The following is a 23,031-nucleotide window of genomic DNA, read 5'->3' as shown; positions in this document are numbered from 1 at the left end:
GCCGCGCTGGCATCGGGCGCCCTGCCGCTGCAGGCGGCAGGCGTGCGGCTGCAGCGCCTGGCGGCCATGGCCGCGCGCTACCCGGCCGGCAGCGGCATCTATGCGCAGGAGGCGGCCGACCGCATCATCATGGCCGAGGCCAGGCGGCGCTGCCATTGAACGCCGCCTTTGTTCCCAACGTGACACCCGACTTTCAAGACGACCCGAGGAAGCATCCATGAACGACAAGCACATCAGCAGCAACAGTAGCAAGGGCGGCGTCCGCAGCCCGATTTCGTGGGTGCCCACCTTGTACTTCGCCCAGGGCCTGCCGTTTTACGCCGTGGCCCTGGTGGCCGGCCTGATGTTCAAGAGCATGGGCGTGCCGAACGACCAGATCGCCCGCTGGACGGGCCTGATCGGCTTTGCCTGGGTCTTCAAGTCGCTGTGGAGCCCCTTCCTGGAACTGGCGTCGAGCAAGAAGACCATGGTGGTGCTGTTCCAGTTCCTCGGTGGCCTGAGCCTGGGCCTGATCGCGCTGGCCCTGCAAACGCCGCTGTGGTTTGCCGCCTGCATCGCCGTGCTGTTCGTCGCCGCGCTGGCGTCGTCGACGCACGACATCGTCTGCGACGGCCTGTACATCGCCAGCCTGTCCGACAAGCAGCAGGCCGCCTACGCGGGCTGGCAGGGCGCCTTCTTCAACGCGGGCAAGTTCATCTCGCTGGGCGGCCTGGTGATCCTGGCCGGCTACCTGGAAAAGAATATCGGCGTCAAGCCTGCCTGGTCCGTGATTTTCCTGATCATCGGCGCCATGATGCTGTCGCTGGCCGCGTATCACCTGTGGGCGCTGCCGCAGGTGCGCAACGCTGCCGTGGCCGACAAGAGCGTGGCCGGCATCAGCCGCACCCTGTGGGACGTGCTGGTGGACTTCCTGAAAAAGCCCGGCATCTGGGGCATGATCGCCTTCATCATCCTGTTCCGCGCCGGCGAGGCGCAAGTGCAGACCATCGGCCCGCTGTTCCTGCGCGAAGCGCGCGAACTGGGCGGCCTGGGCCTGTCGACGACGGAAGTGGGCGCCGTGTACGGCACGGCCGGCACCGTCGCTTTCCTGCTGGGCAGCATAGGCGGCGGCTATTTCACTTCCTGGCTGGGCCTCAAGCGCGCCATGCTGTTCCTGATCCTGGCCATGAACTTGCCGAACCTGGTGTTCTACTACCTGAGCCACAGCCTGCCCACCGACCTGACCCTGATCACGGCCGCGCTCAGCGCGGAAATGTTCGGCTACGGCTTCGGCTTCGTCGGCCTGATCCTGTTCATGATGCAGGTGGTCTCCGTCGGCAAGTACCAGACGGCCCACTATGCGTTCGCCACGGGGGTGATGCAGCTCGGTTTCGTGCTGTTCAAGATGATCAGCGGCGACATCCAGACGGCGCTCGGCTACAAGACCTTTTTCCTGTGGGTGCTGGTGTCGGCCGTGCCCGTACTGATCCTGTCGCGCTTCATGCGCATCGGGCCCAAGGACACCGCCGTCCAACCCGACCTGACCAAGGCCGAGTCACCACAAGCGCCAGCCAGCGCCAGCTAGGATAGAACCACTTCATGGCACACATCGTTTTAAAGAATATCGTCAAGCTGTACGACGACAAGCATCCCGTCATCCACGGCATCGACCTCGACATCCGCGACGGCGAATTCGTCGTCTTCGTGGGCCCGTCCGGTTGCGGCAAATCCACCCTGCTGCGCATGATCGCGGGACTGGAAGACATCACGGACGGCGAGCTGCATATCGGCGGCCAGCTGGCCAACGACATCGCGCCGGCCGAGCGGGGCCTGGCCATGGTCTTCCAGAGCTACGCGCTGTACCCGCACATGACGGTGTACGAAAACATGGCCTTCGCCCTGAGCCTGGCCGGACATAAGAAAGCCGAGGTGCGCGCCGCCGTCGAGCGCGCGGCCGAGATCCTGCAGATCACGCCTCTGCTCAAGCGCAAGCCGAAGGACCTGTCGGGCGGCCAGCGCCAGCGCGTGGCCATCGGCCGCGCCATCGTGCGCAAGCCCAAGGTGTTCCTGTTTGACGAGCCGCTGTCGAATCTCGACGCGTCGCTGCGCGTGCAGATGCGCGTGGAAATCTCGCGCCTGCACCAGGAATTGAAGACCACCATGATCTACGTCACGCACGACCAGGTCGAGGCCATGACCTTGGGCGAACGCATCGTCGTGTTCAACGGCGGGCGCATCGAACAGGTGGGCAGTCCGCACGAACTGTATAACAATCCCGGCAACCTGTTCGTGGCCGGTTTCCTGGGCGCGCCGAAGATGAACTTCATCGCCTGCGAAGCCGTCGCCTGCGGCCCCGGCACGGTGACCGTGCGCCTGCCCGGCGGCGCCGTGATCGAGGTCGCGGCGCAGGGCGATGCCGTGGCGCCGGGCGGCCGGCTGACCCTGGGCGTGCGGGCCGAGCATGTGAGCCTGCAGGACGGGGGCGCAGCGGGCGACAACGCGGTCGATGTCACCGTCAGCCATGTCGAATATCTGGGCGACGTGGCCATCGTGTACGCCAGCATGCCAGCCGTGGCCGGGATGCCGGCCGAGATACTGGCCGTCAAGCTGCCGGCCGAGGATGGCTTGCGCCAGGCGGGCGACGCCATGCGCCTGCATCTGCCGCCGCAGCGCTGCCTGCTGTTCGATGCCGCAGGGCAAGCCCTGGCGCGCACGTTTGCCGCACCCGCTCAGCCGTTTATGTGACAATAGCCGCTTAGTATCATGCCGCTTCTGTTTGACTTATGCAGGCAGACTGGCAGAATGTGTGTTTTTTCGAGCTTCCTTGCCCCTCTGGCAATGCCACTGCACGATGTTGCGGCTGCCAGTGCCGGTGCGTATTTTTGTTATTGATTGAAGGATTGACCATGTCCCAATTCCGTCTTGCCCGTCTCAGCCTGCTCCTGGCCGCCATCGGCCTGAACTTCCTGCCATCCCTGTCGCACGCGCAGGATGCCAAGCCAGCTGCCGCCGCAGCTGCCGCTCCGGCAGATTCGGTGCGTCCAGAAGTGTTCAAGCTGCTCGATCCGACTGCCGTGAAGGCATCGATGGATGCCAAAAACTACGCCGACGTGCAAAGCCGCATCGACCAGGCTGCCGCCATACCGGCCCTGACGCCGTATGAAACGTTCGTGCTGAACCGCCTGCGCGTGGCGCTGGCCTCCACCACCAACAATGCGCCCATGGCCATGACGGCGCTGGAAGCGGTGATCGAATCGGGCAAGCTGGACAAGAAATCGGAAGGCGATTTCATCCAGGCACTGGCCAACTACCACTACAACGCCAAGGATTACCCGAACGCCATCAAATGGTTCACCCGCTACCAGACGGCAACGGGCGACGCGACTACCATGCGTCCCTACATCATCCGCTCCTATTACTTCAGCAACGATTTCGCGCGCGCGAAACAGGAGCTGATGGCCGACCTGACGGCCAAGCAGCAAGCGGGCAAGACGCCGACCATCGAGGAACTGCAATTGCTGGCCAATACGGGCTCGAAGAGCAAGGATCCGGCCACCTACCTGGTAGCCATGGAAAACCTGGTGCGCTACTACCCGTCGGACGACTACTGGAGCGACCTGCTGGGCCGCCTGCAGGGCAAGGCCGGCTACTCGGACCGCTTCGCGCTGGACGTGCTGCGCCTGCAATTCAAGGCCGTCGACACCATGCCGCCGCAGGACTACAGCGACATGGCTGAAATTGCCTTGCAAAACGCCTTCCCGACGGAAGCGAAAAAAGTCATCGACGCCGGCTTTGCCAAAGGCGTGCTGGGCACGGGCGCGAATGCCGCCAAGCACAAGAAACTGCGCGACCAGGCCGCCAAGGCCGCTGCCGACGATGCGAAAAACATCGCCAGCGGCGAAGCGTCGGCCATGAAGAGCAAGGATGGCACGGGTTTGATCAACCTGGGCTACGCCTTCGTGACGATGGACCAGTTCGACAAAGGTATCGACCTGATCCAGAAAGGCATCGCCAAGGGCGGCCTGAAGCGCGTTGAAGATGCCAAGCTGCGCCTCGGCTATTCCTACGCCATGGCAGGCAAGAAAGATGAAGCCATCAAGGTCCTGGAAACGGTCAAGGGCGGCGACGGCGTGGGCGACCTGGCCCGCTACTGGATCCTGTGGCTGAACCGTCCTGCCACGGCAGCGGCAGCACCGGCAGCAGCGGCACAGTAATTCCTACTCCCGGCCATATGCGCAAAGCGGTTCCCGGCTCAGGCCGGGGCTGCTTTTTTTTCGACCTTTTCCATCCTTCCATGCCGCCAGCCATCGCCCCCGCCACCGAACGCCTGATCAGCCTGGACGCCTTCCGCGGCTTCGTGATCGTCACCATGATCTGGGTCAACTACCTGGCCGGCATGCCCGGCATAGCCTGGTGGCTCGAACATGCGGGTCCCCGCGCCGACGGCATCACTCTGCCCGACCTGGTCTTTCCCGGCTTTCTGTTCATGGTGGGCATGGCCATTCCGTTGGCCTTGCAGCGCCATTGCGGCCAGGTCACGCCAGCCTTGCTGGGACGCCTGCTGTGGCGCTCCGCCAGCCTGATGCTGGCCGGCGTGGTGCTGGCGAATGCCTACCGCTACGATGCACAGGCGGCGCTGCTGCCGCACGCCGTGTATTTCCTGCTGTTTTATGGGGCCATGATACTGCTGTGGCGCCAGGGTGCGGGCAAGCTGGAGCTGGCCGCAGGCGGCGCGCTGATGCTGTTCCTGCTGGCGACGTTCCGCGGAGAACTGAACAGCGAGTTTTCCAGCACCTGGCTGCAACCGTCCTGGTGGGGCATCCTCGGCATGATAGGCTGGGCGTATCTGCTGTGCAGCCTGCTGTACCTGGCGTGCCACGGCAGCGGCACGGCGCTGATGGGTACGCTTGCCTTGCTGATCGTGCTGTACATGGGGGGCACGGCCGGCAGCCTCGATTTCCTGCCGGCAGGCGTGAACGCCTTCGTCAACGTGCCGCAGGTACTGGGTTCGACGGCGGCCAATGTGCTGGCCGGCACCCTGGTGGGCCAGCTGTTCCTGCGTGGCGCGGCCCTGAACCATGGCCAGAGGATACGTTTCATGGCGTGGTTCGCGCTGGGCCTGCTGCTGGCTGGCCTGCTGCTGCGGCCGTATCACCACATCAACAAGATTGCGGCGACGGAATCCTACACCCTGGTCTGCAGCGCCATCATCCTGGCCCTGTTCCTGGCGTTCTACGTCGTCATCGACGTGTGGCGCTGGCGCGCCTGGGCAGTGCTGCTGCTGCCCGCCGGCACCAATGCCCTGTTCGCCTACATCGTGCCCGACCTGTGGCAGCAGCTGGCGGCCGTGCTGCACCTGCCCCGCTTCTGGTGGCCTTACCTGGAAACGGGCGGCGCGGCCGGCCTGTGGAATGCCGCCGCCGTCACCGCCCTGATGATGCTGTTGACCGCCCTGGCAACCCGGTACGGCCTGAAGCTGAAGTTCTAGACTTTGATATAGATCTTGCGCTTGTCCATGCCGTAAGCGATCAGCCAGCACAGCAGCATGAAGCTGACGGCAAACAGCAGCGATCCCACCTGTGCCGGCGCCCACCCCGTGAACCCGTGCCGGTACAGCCACTGGTACAGGTTGCCGTCGCCGATGCGCACGGTAAACGCGATGATCACCAGCACTTCCGACACCAGGTAGATGAACAGGGTGTTCTTGCCGAACACTTCAAAGAAGTAGGTCCAGCCCGTCATTTGACGTACGTCAATGATGAACATCAGCAGGGCCAGCAGCAACAAGTCCAGGCCGATGCCCAGCATCACGTAAGAGCTGGTCCACAGCTTTTTGTTGATCGGAAACACCTCGTTCCAGCACAGGGCCACGGCCACGCAGATGACGCCGGCCACGGCCAGCTGAACCAGGCTGGCGCGCAGCCGCGCCGGCGCCGCCTGGCGCAGAAAACTGCCCGCCAGGTAGCCGGCGATGACGTTGACGATAGCTGGCAAGGTGCCCAGGATGCCTTCCGGGTCGAAGGCAATGCCTTCGCCGTGGTACAGGTGGCTGTCCCCCAGCAGGATCAAATCCAGCTTGGCCGGCGCATTGCCGTGCAAGCTGTAGTCGCCAAAGCATGCGAGGATGGCCCAGTAGCCGAGCAAGGCGCAGGCGCTGAAGAGCAGCGCGCCCCGTGTCTTCCAGTAATGCAGGATCAGGGCGGCGGCCAGGTAACACACGGCGATGCGCTGCAGCACGCCGGGAATGCGCGTGTGCGACAGGGACGACCAGGCAAACTGGCCCGCATCGTCGATCTTGAAGAAGGGGAACCAGTACAGCAGGAAGCCCAGCAAGAAGATCAGCGCGCTGCGCTTGCACAGCTTGGCCAGCACGGCGCCATGTCCCAGGTTTTCATACTTGCCCAGCGCAAAGGCCAGCGCATTGCCGACGACAAACAAAAAGCTGGGGAAGACCAGGTCCGTCAAGGTAAAACCATGCCATTCGGCATGCAGGAACGGCGCATACACGCTGCCCCAGTCGCCAGGCGTATTGACGACGATCATCAGGGCCACGGTCAGGCCCCGCAGGACGTCGAGGGCGAGATAGCGCTGGCTCATGGCTGCTTCTCCGTCAGGACGGGTGCCAGGGCCGTGCCCAGCACATGTTGCGCATCGCCGCTCAATTCCCAGAACATGCCACCGCGCAAGCCCTTGTCGCGGATATAGCGCACTTTTCCGGCCACCGATTGCGCATCCTCATAGCTGATGAAGACGCCGCTGTCGCGGTTGTACAGATACGGCACTTGCGACGCGCTGTTCCAGTAGCGCTGGAAGCCCCGCGCGCCTTTGCCATCGACCAGGTAGCCCTGTTCAAGCAGGTGCCGGTAAGTGAATGTCGGCGAGCCGTCATTGCCGCTGGCCGCACCCTGGCACGCCTGGTACAGGCCATCGCCGCGGGGACCGGCAGCGCACTGCTTCCAGCCATAGCCATAGAAGGGCACGCCCAGCACCAGCTTGGCGGCAGGCACGCCGGCGCGCAGGAAGCGCGTCACGGTCGCGTCCGCATGCAGGGCCTTGTCGCGCTGCGGGTCGGCAGGGTCGGCATACAGGGGCGCCAGCTGGCCATTCTCGGCATCCCACACGCCGCGGTAGTCATAGGTCATCAGGTTGATCCAGTCCAGCTGCGTGGCCAGGCGGGCCATCCAGCCGGGCGAGGCGTCGCTGTCGTCGGTCAGGCTGGCATGCGCGCCGGCGGCGATGGTGATCAGGTAATGGCGGCCGGCAGCCTGCTTGCCGGCGCGGTCGAATGCGCTGCGCAGCTCGCTGGCCAGGCGCACATAGTTTTCCTTGTCGTCGCTGCGGTGGCAAACCTTGCCTTCGATGCAGGGAATCCCTCCCGTGGCTGGATGTTCCCAGTCGATATCGACGCCATCGAGGCCATGCCGGCGCACCAGCTCCAGCGCGGAAGCGATAAACGCCTGGCGCGCAGCCGGCGTGGCGGCCACGTCCGAGAAACGGTTGGACCAGATCCAGCCCCCCACCGACAGCAGGACGCGCAGCCGTGGATTACTGTGCTTGAGCGCATTGAGCTTGCGCAAGTTCTCGGCATCGGCTTGCGGTGCCGGCAGCACGATGCTGCCATTGGCCGGCCGCGACGGCTTGCCGTCCGCATCCAGACAGGCGCTCACGCCGCCGCCATCGGGCGCGGGATTGCCGTGTTCGCCATCCCAGCAAATATCGGCAAACGCATACTGGATCAGGCTGACGTTGCCGGCGCGAATATTGTGCCCGTTAACGGGAAAATCGGCCGATTTCCAGCCGGGATAATAGGCCACCACTTCCGGCGCCAGGAGAGGCGCTGCGGGGACGGCGGTGGCTGCCAACGGCAGCGCGCAGGCGAAGCAAGCCAGCATTGCGTGTAATGTCATCGGATGTATCCCACCATATAAAGAAAACCATCTTGCAATAAAAAAATGGCGGAGCCAGCTGCGCTCCGCCATTGTCATGCCATCCCGGGTGTCCGCCGGGAGGCATTAACCAAGTAAAACGTCTTACATCTTGCCACGCAGGCCGAAGAATACCTGGCGACCGTTCTTGTAGAACGCGCGCGGCTGGTCTTTGGTCGATGCATACGACTTCAACAGCGGATCGTTCAAGTCCTTGCCTTCCAGCGACAGGGTCAGGAACTCGTTGATGTTGTAGTTGATGGAAGCGGAAACGGTGCCGACATCATCCTGGTAAATGGCGCTCTTGCGATCCAGGCCATTCAGGAAGGAGGAGCGGAAGCTGTAGTTCAGGCGTGCGCTCCATTTGGCGTTTTCAAAGAAGCCCGACAGATTGTACGAGTTCTTCGACGTGCCGACCATGTCGCAGTTGCCGTCTTCGGCGCAAGCCGATTTTGGCGCTGCTTCCGTTTCCTTGCCATCAGCATAGGTGTAGTTGGCGCTGAAGCCGAAACCATTGCTCAGATCCTGGGTGTACTGCAGTTCCACGCCACGCACGCGCGCCTTGGTATTGATGGCGGCGCTCATGTTGTAGTCGGTCACGCGACGCAGGGTCTGGTTGTAGAACTGCGCCACCGACGAACCGTAGGTCACATACGAAGCCAGTTTCATCTGATACAGGTTCACCGCGATCAGCGACTTCGGCATGAAGTACCATTCCACGCCCGCATCGACGTTGTTCGACATGATCGGCTTCAGGTTCGGATTGCCGCCGGAACCGGACATCGTCAAGTCGTTCAGGCTCAAGGCACCCAGGGCGCCGAAGTCAGGACGCGCCATGGTGCGGCTGGCCGCGCCGCGCAGCACGACATTCTTCGCCAGGTCCGTGCGCAAGTTCACGCTCGGCAGGAAGTTGTTGTAAGTGTTCGAGCTGAGGGTCGGTTTCCACACGTCGTTCGGCGAAGCATTGGCCACGTCGATCTTGGTGTTGACATAACGCACGCCGAAGTTACCTTGCACGTTAGCAAAGTTCAGATCGCCCATCACGTAGGCGGCGTTTGCCTTTTCCGTGATCTGGAATTCGCTCTGGTAAGCATGCTTGTTGAAGGTAACGTACTTGTCGCCCCATTCCTTCATCGAAGGACCGCTGAAGGTCCAGCCATTCTGCAGCACATTCGACAACGGGCTGGTCGGATAATTCGTCAAACCCTTCGGTGCATTCGCCAGCAGGCCGGCGGCCGGTGCTACCGCGCCATCGAGCCAGGTCAGCGAACGGTCATGCTTGGCAGTACGCACGCCGAAACGGATGGTCGGCACGGCCTCCCAAGTGGTGCTGTAGGCGCCATCGGCCTGGCCGTAGTTTTCCTTGTCGCGCGTGGTCGTGTCCGATGCCCAACCCGAGAAGAAATCGGCGCCCGTACGTGGATTGAACGTCGTGGCATTGTCGACGACGACAGTGGCCGGCGCATCGATGCCGTGCATGGTCAGGCTATTGCCCGCATATGCCAGCCACGCTTCATACGCGTAATCGCGGGCGTGGCCCGTACCGCGCGTGGTACCAACCTGGCCGGTAAACCGCAGGTCGGCGCTGGCGCGGTACTTGAAGTTAAAGTCGACAAATTTCGAATCGCTGTAGGAACCTGGACGGGCAATGATGTCTTGCACCGAGGCACCCATGGCCGAGCAGTCGGCGACCGGGCACTTCGACGGGAAGGCGATCGAGGTAATCGTGTTGCCCTTGACCGTGTACGACGACGGGATGGCGCCGCCTACGTTGGTCCAGTTGTTCGACAGGACTTGATACGGCGCCAGCATGAAGTTGGTGTTGACGTTGTCGGCATCGAGGCGGGTGTAGAAGCCGTTGACGTTGAAGCTCAGGTCGTTCGACACCTTGTATTCGACGTCGAGCGAGCCGCCCTTGCGCTGGCGCTTTTGCTCGAACAGCGAGGAACCCGTCAGGAAAGACAGGTACTTGCCTTCAACGGACGGGTCCGCAGCGATCCAGGCGGCAGCGGCACCTTTGTCAACTTTTTCCCACCACAGGAATTCCTGGCCCTGGCGACGCAGGGTGCGTTTCTCGTTAAACACCTGCAGCAAGATGCCCAGGTCGTTCGTTTCGTTTTTCCAGTTAATCAAGCCGCTGATCTGCGCATCGGTTTTCTTGGACGATTCCGTGTAAGCGCCTTCGATCGAACCCATCAGGGTCAGATTTTTCTTGAAGCTCAGGGGCTTGCGGGTTTCGATATTGACATTGCCGGCGGCGCCGCCTTCGATCAGGTCCGCTTGCGAGCTCTTGTGAACAGTCACGCGGCCGATCAGCTCGGATGGGAACATGGTATAGCTGACGCTGCGGCCACCGCCCGTGATATTCGAAATGTACCAGTCGCCGCTGGACACGGTGTGGCCGTTAAGCGTGGTCAAGGTCAGGTTCGATGGCGTACCTTTGAGGCTGACACGGTCATTGTCGCCAAAGCCGCCTTCGGAGCCGCCTGCCGTGGCGACGGACACGCCAGGGATGCGCTGCAGCGAATCGGCAACGCTCTTGTCCGGCATCTTGCCCACGTCTTCGGCCGTGACGACTTCGACCAGGGAGTCGGAATTACGCTTTTGATTGAGCGATTGGGCCAATGCGGCGCGCACGCCGGTTACCACCACAACACTTGAATCCGGCTGCACTGCTTCCTGCGCCTGGGCGGCAAAACTCGCACCCAGTACCATCAACCCCACGGCTGCCGCGATAGGCGTCAGGCGCGTTACACCGCTTGGTTTCAAATTGCGTTTCATGTACTCCCCCTTGATTTAGGCTCCAGGATTGGAACCTTTTCATTTTTAACGTAGGTCTTCTTTCCAGCCCGCCCACTCTTGCCGGCATGCTGCAGACCCTTCGGCACAACCACTTACAAAACCAATTCAACGCCAATATACTACTATCCAATACCAGAATACTACCAGTTAGAACTTTTTTTTTATAACGTTGTTTGCATCACACAGACCACTTCACCTGAATCAAACTGTAGCCCGTATGAGCGGCCTAAATACCAGCGAGGCCAGTCCTAAATTGCTGGCCGGATAATTCAAATTGGTTTTATAACGGTCTTTTTTGGTATTATCCAGCGACACAAAACAGATACAGAGCGCGTCTGCAACGCGCCGTAACGGAGACCCTCAGCGTATGACAACCCTGGCTCACATCATGCAAGGCCTGGGGCAGACGAGTAGCCTGCCCCTGTACCAGCAACTGCAGCGCGCGCTGCGCGAAGCGATCGACAAGCGCATCCTCGGACCCGACGAAGCCCTGCCGGCCGAGCGCCAGCTGGCCAGCGACCTGTCCGTTTCGCGCATCACCGTGCGCAAGGCCATCGATGGCCTCGTCAACGAGGGCTTGCTGGTGCGGCGCCCCGGCTCGGGCAATTTCATCAATACGCGCATCGAAAAGAATTTCGCCAAGCTGACCTCGTTTTCCGAGGACATGCGGGCGCGCGGACGCACGCCCCGCAGCGTGTGGCTCAAGCGCGCTGAAGGTACCGTCACGCCGGAGGAAGCCTTGCGCCTGCGGCTGTCGCCGGGGGCGCCCGTGTACCGCTTCCACCGCATCCGCTATGCGGACGAAGTGCCGATGTGCCTGGAATACGCGACCATCGTCGCCAGCTGCCTGCCCAACCTCGACGCCGTCGATATCTCCATGTATGACGCGCTGGAACAGGCGGGCAACCGCCCCGTGCGCGCCTTGCAGCGCCTCAGCGCACTGCTGCTGACGGGGGAGCAGGCCAGCCTGCTGCAGGCGGAGGAAGGCGACGCGGGCCTGTCGGTGGAAAGGCTGGGCTTTTTGCGCGATGGCCGCGCCGTGGAATTCTGCCGCTCCTACTTCCGCGGCGATATGTATGACTTCGTGGCCGAATTAAGTACCAATTAATACCGGATACGCGCATTTATGAATACCAGATAAAACCAATTATTGCAGTGCAATATATATGCAGGCATCGCGCCTGTATATGCACGGCAATGGTGCAATAATCGGCGCCGATTATGTAGCCGTCGTGCGGAACATATAAAAAAGACGGTGCAATGCGGCTTTGCGCGTTGCAGCAAAACGTGGTGTTTCCCGTCAGGAAGCGGGCGCGGCGCGGCGTCCCGCGCACAGCATGACGAGGCTTAGCGCCACGCACAGCCAGCCAAACAGCGGCCCCAGCCATCCCGCCCACGTGGCAACGGACGGGGGCGCCGGCAGCGGCGCCAGCAGGGTGCTGCCCGGCATGGCGCTGCTGGCCCGCTCCGCCAGTACGCGCCCATACGCATCGCTGACCGTCAGCACGCCCTCGCGCGCCGCGCGCAGCACCGCGTAGCCGTTTTCCACGCCGCGCACCACGGTCATGCGCGCCCCCATCCAGGCATCGAGCTGGAAATCCCAGGCCGGTACCAGCATCGTTTGCGCGCCGGCCCTGCCATATGCCTGCCCCAGGGGCGCGAAATGCATGTCCTTGCAGATGGCCAGGCCCATGGCGAGACCCGCCACGGGCTGCACGGCATACGCGCTGCCGGCAAGAAAATCGCGCTCGGGCGGCGCCAGATGATGTTTCTGGTAGCGGACGGGCGCGGCGCCGTCGGGCGCAAACAGCCAGGCCAGGTTGCGCCGGCCGGCCCCATCTTCCACGCCGATGCCCAGCACAATCCACACGCCCGCGCTGCGCGCCAGCGCCTGGAAACGCTGCTGCACGGCGTCCGCCTGCGCGGGCGCCAGCACGGCTATCTTTTCCGGCAACAGCACCAGAGTGGCGCCCTGCCCGGCCAGCTGCACCACGTGGCGCGCGTACTGGTCCCAGACGGCTTGCGCACGCGCGGGCGGCGTGGCCGGGCCGATGAAGTCATCGATGGCCACCAGTCCCGCCAGCGGCCTTGCCGGCGCCGGCGAACGCGGCGGCCAGCAGCAGCGCGGCGGCACCGGCCGCTGGCGCATATGGGCGCCCGCCCGCCAGCAGCAAGGCCAGCACGGATGGCAGCAGGCACAGCAAAAACAGCAGGCCAGGCACGCCTGCCAGCGCTGCCACTTGCAAAATGGCAAGGTTATCGGCCTGCGAATACGCGAGACTGCCCCAGTTACCATCGGGCAGCAGGGCCGCCATCAGGGTATCGATGGCCACCCACAGCACGGGATACGCGAGCACCGTCCAGCCGGAACGGTAGCGCAGCACGAGGCGCAGCGTGGCCAGCACCACCAGCAGCCACAGCAGAGCTTTGACGGCGATCACGACCAGCACAGCCGGCAAGGGCATGAGCAGGCGGAAATAGGCAAAGTTGGCCGACAGGCCCAGCACGGCTGCCACGAGCGTCATCCAGGCCGCATCGCCACGCGAGGAGCGCAGGGCCAGCCACAGCACGGGCAGCGGCGCGCACCAGGCCAGCCAGCCCAGCGGCTGCGGCCCCAGCACCCAGTACAGGGGCAGGCCCGCCGCCAGCGCGGCGGCGATTTGGGACAGGCGCTGGCGCAGCGCGGTACTGCCGGCAGCCGGCGCAGGCAAGGTGTCGGACATGCTCATGCTTTCAAGGGGAGCCAGATTTCCACGCCGCCGATGCCGCTGGCGGGATCGAAATGGTGGTCGTAGCGTTCGAAATCGGGAGCGTCGGCTACTTCCAGGCCGGACTGGGGCAGCCACTCGTTCCACACCGTGTGCCAGGTGGCGCGGATGGTGGAAATATGGCCACGGTGACGGAAGACGGCATAGCGTTGCGGGGCGATGCGCAGCCGCGTCCAGCCATCGGGGGCCTGGGAAAAGTCGGCCACGGGCATGGCGCACAGGTAATCGAAATTGCCCGCGTCGTCATTGTTGCAGCACACGCCATACACCAGCTGGCCGGGCGCCACATGGGGCAGGAAGCGCTGCCACAGGGCGGGGATGCCGGCAGAAGTTTCCGCGCGATAGCGCTCCACCAGACCCGCCACCAGCATGGCGGGCCCTTGCTCGAAACGGGGCGCTTCCAGGGCCACGCCCGGCGCCACATCCATCCGGATGGCCGCGACCAGCGCGAGATTGCCCACGTGGCGCTGTGCCCGCACCATTTCCGGCGTGCGCTGGAACTGTTCGCGGAACGCGCGCGTAAATGCCTCGTGAGAACTGTAGCCGGCCTGCAGCGCGACAGCGAGGATGTCTTGCGCGCCCTGTGCCAGCGCCAGGGCCGCCTCGCTGAGCCGGCGCGCCCGCACATAGCGCATCACGGAGTGGCCCGTGGCCAGGCCGAACGCGCGCGTCAGGTGGCACGGCGAGGCGCCGCCCACGTGGGCGATATCGCCGAGCGAGATATTGTCCGCGTAATGCGATTCGATATACCACAGTGCCTTGGCCAGATAGTGCATGAACGCTTCCCGTTGTACGAGCAGCAACTGTAGCATTTTCAGGCGGCGAGGATTTGACTGGAATTGCGCAATGCGGAATTCAATGCAGGCTTATTTGCGCGTGCGCTTTTCATGCACCAGCTGGCCGCTGCTGATGCGGGCCAGTTCGGCCATCTCCTGGGCCAGGAAGGCCAGCAGGTCGTCAATGCTGACGATGCCGGACAGCGCGCCCAGGCTATTGACCACGGGCAGGCGGCGGATGCCGTTGACGCGCATGCGTTCGATGATTTCGTAGACGTCTTCGTCTTCGCTGGCCGTGAGCAGCTGCGCGCTCATGATGTCGCCCACCAGCAGGCTGGCAGGGTCGAGGCCCAGGGCGATGACGGAAATGACGATGTCGCGGTCGGTGAGGATGCCGATGGGGACGCGCTCGCCGTTCGGCTGTTCGGCCACGATCAGGTCGCCCACGTGGTGCTGGCGCATCAGCAGCGCCGCGTCTTGCACGCTGGTGTCACGCTGGCAATGGATGGTGTGCAAGGTGCAGATATCGCCGATACGCATGTCGCCACTCCGTTTGAGGCAGAGTGTCCACGCTACGCCAGCCCGCCGCGGCGGGTTTGAGGCAGATCAATTGAAACGGGTCTTACTTTTCTTCGGGGGGCGGCAGGAAGCAGGCTTCGACGATCTGCAGGTCGTTATCCTTGGCGAACTCGCGCACGAAGTGAAACGCCATCGGCTCGATCTCGCGCAGCTTGGTGTTGACGACCACCGACTTGACGCCATTGACGACGGTCGGGCGCACGTAGGGCGAATACTGGAGGTGCGCATTGCGCCCGCCACCTTCGGGATTGAAACAGGACATCACTCCGCAAAGGCGCTCGGCCCAATCGCTGGGTCGGAATTGCTTGCCATTGCTGGTGAGACCAAGGATGAAGAACTCGTCTGAGAGTTCCCCTGTTTTTTGAGATAACTCGGCCATGTGGCTTGTCGGGACTGGATTGCGTGAATGGCCCCGGCGGGTAAGCCGGGCTGGTAATTCAACTACGTTTGCTGCGGTAAGCCAGTATTATATCTTATAGAAGACTTGGGTTCTACCTCGATCTGCCCTGACTATGCAAACAGGGGCCGGCACGCCTTGCGCGCCAGCCCCTATTTTAACCTTGTTCCACGCGCAAGGCGCATGGATGGCGCGTGTGCGCCCCTGTCAGCCGAGGAAAACGGCGCCCGACATCAACAGCAGCAGCAGCATCCACAGCAGCAAGGCGCGCCAGACCAGGCCCACCGTGCTCTGCAAGGCGCGCGCGCCCGGCTCTTCGCCTGGCAGGATATCGCTTTCGCTGTCGCTGTCATCGACGGCCAGGTCGGGCGTCGTCACCACGCGCGCCGCCGTTTCCGCTGGCGTGCCCAGGCGTACGCCCATGGCGCCGCCGCCTGCCGTCAGGATGATGCCGATGGCCTCGTCCTGCCAGCGCTGGGCGAAATTGCGCCAGGCGTAAATGGCATCCTCGAAATTGCCGACCACGGCAAACGCCACGGCCGTCAGGCGCACGGGAATCCAGTCGATCCAGTAAAAGGCGCGCGCGGCGAACTGGCCGAACGCTTCATTGCGCATGTGCTCGGGCTCGTTCCAGGCGCGCGCCAGGTATTCGGCCACGCGGTACATCACGGCGCAGGCGGGGCCCAGCGGCATGAGGAACCAGAAGAACACGCCAAACACGTTGCGATGCGTGGTGATCAGGGCTTTTTCCACGGCGATGCGGGCGATTTCGCTCGCTTCCATGCCCACCGTGTCGAGTTTGGTCCAGTCTGCCAGCAAGGTGCGCGCAGTCGCTTCGTCGCCGGCGCTCAGGGCCAGCTGGATGGAGGTAAAGTAATGGCTGTAATGACGAAAACCCAGGGTCAGGTAGACGATGAGCACGTTCCAGGCAAAGGCCAGCAGGGTCAGCTGATAATGCTGCAAGAGCCAGTAAATGCCCGCCGTCGGCACCATCAGCGCGCCGATCATGAGGAACCAGCCCATGCGGCCGTGGTTGGCGTGGCCGGCATTGAACCAGGTCTCCATGCGCATCGCCAGGCTCTTGATTTCGGCGTAGATCGGATTGTCCGCGCGCAAAGGTTTGAGCTGCTCGATCAGCAATGCGCAAAGTATGGAGAGAAATGTCATCAATGGTCCTTTTTGTCTTTTTCAGCAATACCGCAATGCCCGCTACGATAGCGCAGTGCAGTGCCGGAATCAAACTTATTACGTGCGCGGCGCCATTTTACGCCCGCAAGAGGTGAAACAGATTGCGCAGCATGCCGGCCGTGGCGCCCCAGATGTAGAAGCGCTCGTACGGCATGGCGTAGAACGAGCGCCGCCCGCCGGGCAATTCCACGGACAGGCGCTGATGGTTGAGGCCATCCATGAGGAAAGCCAGCGGCACTTCGAAGATTTCCGCCACCTCGGACGGGTCGGCGCGCAGCTCGAACGGCGGCGTCACCAGGCCCACGACGGGCGTGACCTGGTAGCCGGTGCCCGTCAGGTAGTCAGGCAGGCAGCCCAGCACTTCGACGTGCCCGCGCGCCAGGCCCACCTCTTCTTCCGTTTCGCGCAGGGCCGTGGCCACGGGCGAGCCGTCGAACGGTTCGCTGCGCCCGCCGGGAAAGCTGACCTGGCCCGCATGGCTGCTCAGGTGGTCCGTGCGCATGGTGAGCAAGATGGTCAAGCCTTCCGGCCGTTGCACGAGGGGAATGAGCACGGCGGCGCGCACGGGCACGGCACGGGCGGACAGGAAATCCTGGGTAATCTCGGGCTGCCATTCCGGCTGTTCGGCCAGGCGCCGGCGCAGCCAGTCCGGCGTCAGGCGCACGGCGTCCAGCGCCGCCTCGCCGGCGATCGAATCGATGGCGAGTTGTTTGGGATCAAATGCGATAGTGGCCATTACCCCTCCTTCATGATTAAAACCACCTGGCAAAACCGTCGCGAGCGGAAGGAAGCGGTGGCCGAGACGCGCAACCGTACTCCAAGTACGGTGAGCATCGCAGGCTACCCATGCCGACGCGCAGCAGCTTGGGCCAGGTGCCACCATAAAAAAAGGGGCGCCGAGAGGCACCCCTTTTCCCAACGCAGACGCTGATATTACGCGCTTGCTTTCGCCACAACGCGGCGATTTGGCAATTTTTCTTTGATACGCGCCGATTTACCCGAACGCTCACGCAGATAGTACAGCTTGGCGCGGCGAACATCACCACGGCGTTTCACTTCGATCGAAGCGATCAGCGGCGAGTACAGTTGGAACGTACGCTCAACGCCTTCGCCGGACGAGATCTTACGAACGATGAAGTTCGAGTTCAGGCCACGGTTACGACGGGAGATAACGACGCCTTCGTAAGCCTGGGCGCGCTTGCGCGTGCCTTCGACTACGTTGACGCTGACGATAACGGTATCGCCTGGTGCGAAGTCAGGAATCGATTTACCCAGACGGGCGATCTCTTCTTGCTCTAATTGTTGAATCAAGTCCATTTTTATAACTCCGAAAACCATCATGCCGGCGCACTGTGGATAGCAAGTATCCGCCCGGTAGAGGATGGGTAACACAATATGGGCAACATGCCCGGCACTACTGGCCACCCTGTCCGCCGTCCGGAGACGGCTTACAGGCTGGCCAAGAATTGTTCGTCGGCTCGGCTGAGCAAGCCGGCGGCGCGCGCACTGACCAGCAGGTCAGGCCGCTTGGTCGCGGTCGCTTCCAGCATGCGCTGGCGGCGCCACTTGACGATCTCGGCATGATTGCCACCCATCAAGACGGGCGGCACGGCCATGCCTTCATATGTTTCCGGCCGCGTATAGTGCGGCGAATCGAGCAAGCCATTGACGAAGCTGTCCTCGATGGCCGATGCCTCGGTGTTCAAGACACCCGGCAACAGGCGGATCACCGCATCCATCAGCGCCATGGCGGGCAATTCACCGCCCGACAGGACAAAGTCGCCGACGCTGATTTCCTCGTCGACACAACGGTCCAGCAAACGCTGGTCCACGGCTTCATAGCGGCCGCACAGGATCACCAAACCAGGTTCGGCTTTCAACTGCGTGACGCGCTCGTGCGTCAGCGGACGGCCTTGCGGCGACATGAACACCACGCGGGGCGCCGCCAGGCCGAGATCGGTCTGGCGTTGCTTCGCGGCGGCAATTGTCGCTTCGAGCGGACGGGCCATCATCACCATGCCGGGGCCGCCGCCATACGGACGGTCATCCACGGTACGGTGATTGTCGGTCGTGAAATCACGGGGATTCCACAGCGACAAGCCACATTTGCCCTGCTCGAAGGCGCGCCGGGTCACACCCGACTGCGTCAGCGCGGCAAACATTTCCGGGAACAGGGTCACGACATCAAATTGCATCGCTCACCATCCTGCAATGTTTGCCCGGCGCATGGTTAAGCGCAGGCGGTTTAATAATCGAGGCCCCAGTCGACTGTGATCTTGTTGGCGGCCTTGTCAACGTTAATGACAAACTGGCCGACAAACGGGATCAGGCGCTCAGGCGCCTTTTCAGCGGCGTCATCGGAATTGGCGACGGGCGTAATGCGCAAGATCGACTGCGGACCATTGCTCATCATGTCAGTCACTTCGCCGAGGCACTCGCCTTGCAAATTCTCAACTGTCAGTCCGATCAGATCGGACCAATAAAATTCATCGGCCGTCAGCGTCGGGAAATGGCTACGCGGAATTTGCACAGAGACGCCTTTCAGCGCTTCTGCGGCATCCCGCCCGACCACACCCACCAGCTGGGCCACGACGTCGCCGCCGTGTAACTTCGCTTGCCTGACTTGAACATCATGCAAGGTCGGCTTATCAAACCACCAGGTTTTGACGTTTAATAATGCATCCGCGTCGTCGGAGAAAGGAGTGATCCTGACCCCGCCAGCAATGCCATAAGCACCGGAGACATAGCCTACCTGTACCAGGTCATCGGGGACTTTCACCCCGGATGCAGTCTTGACCGTCAAACCAGTGATCTAATTAAGCTGCTGCTTTGTTGTTGCTAGCTACCAGGCGAGCAACGGTTGGCGACAATTGTGCGCCAACGCCTTGCCAGTAGGCCAGACGGTCTGCGGTGATACGCAGTGGAACTTCGCCACCTTGCGCCATCGGGTTGTAAAAACCGATACGCTCAATGAAGCGACCATCGCGGCGATTGCGCGAATCAGTAGCGACGATGTTGAAGAACGGGCGCTTCTTGGCGCCTCCACGAGCTAAACGAATAACGACCATAATATTTCCAAAAAGTGTGCTGAGGCGGAAAAAGCCGCAAATTATAGCGCGCTTTACCGCCAGGCAGCAAGCGTTATGATGACGGGCGTGTAATTTGGGCTAATCAAACATTATGACCAGTCATGGCCGAAGACGCAATAGGCGCGTGCGTCTATCGTGCCCGCCATGCCACGCCCAGGCCATGATATTGCGCGATAGCATGGCCTGAACGCTGCAGGAAAGTGCTATCGTTGCAGCAGGCAATGACCGATACTGGCAATCTTTACTGATCAGCAACTCTGGAGTCCCATGACCGCCGCCACCATTTTGCAACAGCCGCACAAGAACAAGGCCTTCACCACCTTGCTGGCCTTCCTGCTGGGCACCCTGGGTGCCCACCGCTTCTACCTGCATGGCGCCAAGGACCGCTGGGGCTGGCTACACCTGGCCGCCGTACCCGCCTCGCTGCTGCTGCGCCAGTTGTTTCCCGAGGCCGACTGGTTTTACCAGATACTGCCGCTGACCCTGTCCGCCCTGGGCGGCTTCCTGGAAGCGCTGGTACTGGGCCTGATGCCGGACGACAAGTGGGACGCGCGCTACAACGGCGCCTCAGGCCGCCAGTCGGACACGGGCTGGCCCCTGGCCGTGGTACTGGTCGCTACCTTGATGCTAGGCGCAGGCGTGCTGATCGCCACCATGGCCCGCCTGTTCGACTTGCTGTACACAGGCGGTGCCTACGGTTAATTTCCATGCAGAAATGACCTCGCCGCACGCGTCGCGCACGCACATGTAAGTGTTGGTAAGCAATCATGATTTTCCTCTATACTGCATTCACAATGCCGACATTACTGGCACATACGACACCCCACAGGAGAAGATCATGATTCGTCGCCCACTCATCCTCGCAGTCGCCGTCACGGCCCTGTTCAGCACCTCGGCCTACGCGCAAAACCTGTCGCCGAAGGCGCAATACGCATACGACACCAAGCAAGCCAACACGCGCTATGCGGACGACAAGAAATTGTGCGCCGAAGAAACCAGCTCGAAAGCCCGCATGCAGTGCCTGCGCGACGCCAAGGGCGAATACGACCAGGCCATCATCAATGCCAAGGCCGCGCAAAAGGCGGGCAATGCGTATGCGGGCCAGAACAGCAAGCCAGCCCAGCAGCAAATCTGCGCCGAGTGCGGCAAGGTGCTGGCAGTCAACGTCGCTGAAAAGGCCGGCGAAGGCGGCGCCCTGGGCATGATCGGCGGCGGCGTGGCCGGCGCCCTGCTGGGTCGCCAGGTTGGCGGCGGACGCGGCAAGGACCTGGCCACCCTGGCCGGTGCCGCCGGCGGCGCTTTTGCCGGCAAGCAAGTCGAAGGCCACATGAAGAACAGCAAGGTATGGACCGTCACCGTGCAATATGAAACGGGCGCCAAGGCCGACTTCGCGTTTGACCAGGACCCTGGCCTGGCCGCTGGCGACCTGGTACGCAATTCCGGCAACGGCATCGCCCGACGTTAAGAACGCAAAGAAAGCGCCCATGGCGGCGTTGCCCGGGTTTGGCCGACATTGCCGTACTGGCAGCGGACGCAGACAAGGCGCCTTGCCCTGAGCGCTTTCTCAGGCGTTCTTAATATAGAAAAAGCGCTGGAGAGTGATCTCCAGCGCTTTTTTTGCATTCAGCCGGCAATCACCGGCAAGCATGCTTAGAACTGCTCTTCCGACAAGGCCATCACGCCGGCGCTGCCGTCGATGATGGTGGCGCGCAAGCCCGGCGCCTGCGACAGGATGTGGTCGGCAAAGAAGCGCGCCGTGGCGATCTTCGCCTTGTAGAACGAAGCGTCGCCGCTGCCCTCGCCCAGCTTTTGCTGCGCCGCCACGGCCGCGCGCGCCATTTGCCAGCCGCCCAGCACGATGCCGGCCAGTTTCAGATAGGGCACGCTGCCCGCGAACACGGCTTTGATGTCCGACTTCATGTTCGCCACCACATACTCGACCACGGCTTCCAGCGCGGCACTGCCTTCGGCCAGGTGGCGCTGCATGGCCTGGAAGTCGGCGCCCGAGAGTTCGCCCAGCTGGGCTTCCGTGGCGCGCACCTGGGCGATGATGGCTTTCGCCACGGCGCCGCCGTCGCGCACCGTCTTGCGGCCCACGAGGTCGTTGGCCTGGATGGCCGTCGTGCCTTCGTAGATCGTCAGGATCTTGGCATCGCGGTAATGCTGGGCCGCGCCTGTTTCCTCGATGAAACCCATGCCGCCGTGCACCTGCACGCCGTCGCGCGTGACGTCCTGCGACATTTCCGTGGACCAACCCTTGATCACGGGCACCAGGTATTCATAGGTCGCCAGGCTTTCCGCGCGCACGTCCGCGTCGGGATGGTGGTGCGCCACGTCGCTGATGGCCGCGCCCACGTAGGCCAGCGCGCGCGCCGCCTCCGTCTGCGAGCGCATCGACATCAGCATGCGGCGCACGTCCGGGTGGTGGATGATGGACACGGGACCGGGAGACCCCGCCAGGTCGCGCGACTGCACGCGGTCCTTGGCGAACGCCACCGCCTGCTGGTAGGCGCGCTCGGCCAGGCCGATGCCCTGCAAGCCCACGCCGAAACGGGCCGCGTTCATCATGATGAACATGTATTCGAGGCCCCGGTTTTCCTCGCCCACCAGGGTGCCGATGGCGCCGCCGTGGTCGCCGAACTGCAATACGGCCGTCGGACTGGCCTTGATGCCCAGCTTGTGCTCGATGGAGACGCAATGGGCGTCGTTGCGCGCACCCAGGCTGCCATCGGCGTTGACGAGGAATTTCGGCACGATGAACAGCGAAATGCCTTTCACGCCGGCGGGCGCGTCCGGCGTGCGGGCCAGCACCAGGTGGACGATGTTTTCCGCCATGTCGTGTTCGCCGTAGGTGATGAAAATCTTCGTACCGAAGACTTTATATGTGCCATCGCCCTGCGGCACGGCGCGCGTGCGCACGGCTGCCAGGTCGGAGCCCGCTTGCGGCTCCGTCAGGTTCATGGTGCCCGTCCACTTGCCCGACACCAGGTTTTCCAGGTAGGTGGCCTTCTGTTCGTCGCTACCGGCCGTCAGCAGCGCTTCGATGGCGCCGTCGGACAGCAGGGCCACCAGGGCAAACGAGATGCTGGCCGAGTTGAGCATTTCGATGCAGGGCGTGGCCAGCAGCTTGGGCAAGCCCTGGCCGCCGAATTCGGTCGGATGCTGCACGCCCTGCCAGCCCGCTTCGCCATACGCCTTGAACGCTTCCTTGAAGCCTTTCGAGGTAGTGACCTGGCCGTCGTGCCAGAAGCTCGGTTCCTTGTCGCTGGGGCCGTTCAAGGGGGCCACCACGCTGCCGCAGAACTTGGCGTTTTCTTCCAGCACGGCTTCGGCCGTGTCGGGCGTGGCGTCTTCGCAACCGGGCAAGGTGTGGATTTCGGCCAGGCCGGCCAGTTCGTTCATCACGAACAACATGTCTTTCAGCGGGGCTTGATAGCTCATCTTCTTTTCTCCAAGAAAAAAGCCACGCGCGGCTCGCCGTGTGGGGCGGGCCGGCGTGGCTTTGTCAGTAACAAAACCGGAAGGGGT

The 23,031-nt window shown here is 62.7% G+C and carries 22 protein-coding genes; 7 read left to right on the top strand and 15 right to left on the bottom strand.

Translation table 11 applies throughout. The features are described from left to right. The first annotated feature begins 217 nt into the window (after positions 1–217). The 4 genes from GCN75_RS17570 to GCN75_RS17555 all read left to right on the top strand — a co-directional run bounded on the left by GCN75_RS17570 (position 218) and on the right by GCN75_RS17555 (position 5,467). The gene (locus GCN75_RS17570; protein WP_152283607.1) at positions 218–1,564 is read left to right on the top strand and encodes an MFS transporter; all 1,347 of its coding nucleotides are present in this window, start codon (positions 218–220) and stop codon (positions 1,562–1,564) included. Between the two features lie 14 nt (positions 1,565–1,578). Beyond that, positions 1,579–2,724 (top strand): ABC transporter ATP-binding protein, encoded by a 1,146-nt coding sequence (locus tag GCN75_RS17565; RefSeq protein WP_152283606.1) that lies wholly within the window; start codon positions 1,579–1,581, stop codon positions 2,722–2,724. A 161-nt stretch (positions 2,725–2,885) separates the two neighbouring features. Continuing rightward, a complete protein-coding gene (locus tag GCN75_RS17560; protein WP_152283605.1) occupies positions 2,886–4,193 on the top strand; it encodes a tetratricopeptide repeat protein in 1,308 nt (435 codons plus the stop codon). 80 nt (positions 4,194–4,273) lie between these two features. Beyond that, positions 4,274–5,467 carry a DUF5009 domain-containing protein gene (locus GCN75_RS17555; RefSeq protein ID WP_193317551.1) on the top strand — a complete coding sequence of 398 codons (1,194 nt, stop codon included), beginning with the start codon at positions 4,274–4,276 and terminating at the stop codon, positions 5,465–5,467. On the opposite strand, the gene GCN75_RS17550 is transcribed toward GCN75_RS17555, so the two are convergent. The 3 genes from GCN75_RS17550 to GCN75_RS17540 all read right to left on the bottom strand — a co-directional run bounded on the left by GCN75_RS17550 (position 5,464) and on the right by GCN75_RS17540 (position 10,685). Next, positions 5,464–6,576: an acyltransferase family protein gene (locus tag GCN75_RS17550; protein WP_152283603.1), complete on the bottom strand. Its 1,113-nt coding sequence runs from the start codon at positions 6,574–6,576 to the stop codon at positions 5,464–5,466. The genes GCN75_RS17555 and GCN75_RS17550 overlap by 4 nt on opposite strands. After that, positions 6,573–7,886, bottom strand: a complete 1,314-nt coding sequence (locus GCN75_RS17545; RefSeq protein WP_152283602.1) for a glycoside hydrolase family 18 protein — start codon at positions 7,884–7,886, stop codon at positions 6,573–6,575. The genes GCN75_RS17550 and GCN75_RS17545 overlap by 4 nt, the downstream gene beginning before the upstream one ends. A 123-nt stretch (positions 7,887–8,009) precedes the next feature. Then, a complete protein-coding gene (locus GCN75_RS17540) occupies positions 8,010–10,685 on the bottom strand; it encodes a TonB-dependent receptor (RefSeq protein WP_152283601.1) in 2,676 nt (891 codons plus the stop codon). A gap of 388 nt (positions 10,686–11,073) precedes the next feature. Between GCN75_RS17540 and GCN75_RS17535 the strand changes: the two genes are divergently transcribed. Beyond that, positions 11,074–11,814 carry a GntR family transcriptional regulator gene (locus GCN75_RS17535; protein ID WP_152257226.1) on the top strand — a complete coding sequence of 247 codons (741 nt, stop codon included), beginning with the start codon at positions 11,074–11,076 and terminating at the stop codon, positions 11,812–11,814. A 192-nt stretch (positions 11,815–12,006) separates the two neighbouring features. On the opposite strand, the gene GCN75_RS17530 is transcribed toward GCN75_RS17535, so the two are convergent. The 11 genes from GCN75_RS17530 to rpsP all read right to left on the bottom strand — a co-directional run bounded on the left by GCN75_RS17530 (position 12,007) and on the right by rpsP (position 19,482). Beyond that, the gene (locus tag GCN75_RS17530; protein WP_193317550.1) at positions 12,007–12,777 is read right to left on the bottom strand and encodes a carbon-nitrogen hydrolase family protein; all 771 of its coding nucleotides are present in this window, start codon (positions 12,775–12,777) and stop codon (positions 12,007–12,009) included. Next, positions 12,764–13,435, bottom strand: a complete 672-nt coding sequence (locus tag GCN75_RS29215) for a hypothetical protein (RefSeq protein WP_193317549.1) — start codon at positions 13,433–13,435, stop codon at positions 12,764–12,766. Before GCN75_RS29215 ends, GCN75_RS17530 begins: the two co-directional genes overlap by 14 nt. Then, on the bottom strand, positions 13,432–14,250 hold the full coding sequence (locus GCN75_RS17525) for an AraC family transcriptional regulator (RefSeq protein ID WP_152283599.1): 819 nt from the start codon (positions 14,248–14,250) through the stop codon (positions 13,432–13,434). Before GCN75_RS17525 ends, GCN75_RS29215 begins: the two co-directional genes overlap by 4 nt. Positions 14,251–14,340: 90 nt before the next feature. Next, positions 14,341–14,790 (bottom strand): CBS domain-containing protein, encoded by a 450-nt coding sequence (locus GCN75_RS17520; protein ID WP_152257229.1) that lies wholly within the window; start codon positions 14,788–14,790, stop codon positions 14,341–14,343. An 82-nt stretch (positions 14,791–14,872) separates the two neighbouring features. Next, entirely contained in the window at positions 14,873–15,208 is a 336-nt protein-coding gene (locus tag GCN75_RS17515) for a DUF3579 domain-containing protein (RefSeq protein WP_029496213.1), read from the bottom strand. A 225-nt stretch (positions 15,209–15,433) separates the two neighbouring features. After that, entirely contained in the window at positions 15,434–16,393 is a 960-nt protein-coding gene (locus tag GCN75_RS17510) for a CobD/CbiB family protein (protein WP_152283598.1), read from the bottom strand. Positions 16,394–16,490: 97 nt separating this feature from the next. Next, the gene (locus GCN75_RS17505) at positions 16,491–17,150 is read right to left on the bottom strand and encodes a CoA pyrophosphatase (protein ID WP_152283597.1); all 660 of its coding nucleotides are present in this window, start codon (positions 17,148–17,150) and stop codon (positions 16,491–16,493) included. Between the two features lie 197 nt (positions 17,151–17,347). Beyond that, complete coding sequence (gene rplS / locus GCN75_RS17500; RefSeq protein WP_035825414.1) at positions 17,348–17,731, bottom strand: 50S ribosomal protein L19; 384 nt, start codon at positions 17,729–17,731, stop codon at positions 17,348–17,350. Positions 17,732–17,862: 131 nt separating this feature from the next. After that, positions 17,863–18,609, bottom strand: a complete 747-nt coding sequence (gene trmD, locus GCN75_RS17495) for a tRNA (guanosine(37)-N1)-methyltransferase TrmD (protein ID WP_152283596.1) — start codon at positions 18,607–18,609, stop codon at positions 17,863–17,865. A 50-nt stretch (positions 18,610–18,659) separates the two neighbouring features. Next, on the bottom strand, positions 18,660–19,217 hold the full coding sequence (gene rimM, locus GCN75_RS17490) for a ribosome maturation factor RimM (RefSeq protein WP_152283595.1): 558 nt from the start codon (positions 19,215–19,217) through the stop codon (positions 18,660–18,662). 13 nt (positions 19,218–19,230) lie between these two features. Continuing rightward, a complete protein-coding gene (gene rpsP / locus GCN75_RS17485) occupies positions 19,231–19,482 on the bottom strand; it encodes a 30S ribosomal protein S16 (RefSeq protein WP_010395524.1) in 252 nt (83 codons plus the stop codon). A 288-nt stretch (positions 19,483–19,770) separates the two neighbouring features. Here rpsP and GCN75_RS17480 point away from each other — a divergent pair, with 288 nt between their 5' ends. Continuing rightward, the gene (locus GCN75_RS17480) at positions 19,771–20,205 is read left to right on the top strand and encodes an NINE protein (protein WP_152283594.1); all 435 of its coding nucleotides are present in this window, start codon (positions 19,771–19,773) and stop codon (positions 20,203–20,205) included. Positions 20,206–20,341: 136 nt separating this feature from the next. Beyond that, positions 20,342–20,968, top strand: coding sequence for a glycine zipper 2TM domain-containing protein (locus GCN75_RS17475; RefSeq protein ID WP_152283593.1), 627 nt, complete (start codon positions 20,342–20,344; stop codon positions 20,966–20,968). Positions 20,969–21,153: 185 nt separating this feature from the next. Here the strand turns inward: GCN75_RS17475 and GCN75_RS17470 are convergent, their stop codons facing one another. Beyond that, positions 21,154–22,944 (bottom strand): acyl-CoA dehydrogenase, encoded by a 1,791-nt coding sequence (locus GCN75_RS17470; protein WP_152283592.1) that lies wholly within the window; start codon positions 22,942–22,944, stop codon positions 21,154–21,156. Between the last annotated feature and the right edge of the window lie 87 nt (positions 22,945–23,031).

The organism is Janthinobacterium violaceinigrum (genome assembly GCF_009208555.1).
GTDB lineage: Bacteria > Pseudomonadota > Gammaproteobacteria > Burkholderiales > Burkholderiaceae_D > Janthinobacterium > Janthinobacterium violaceinigrum.
Note: the sequence above shows the minus strand (reverse complement) of the source record. Positions and strands in the feature narration are given on the sequence as shown.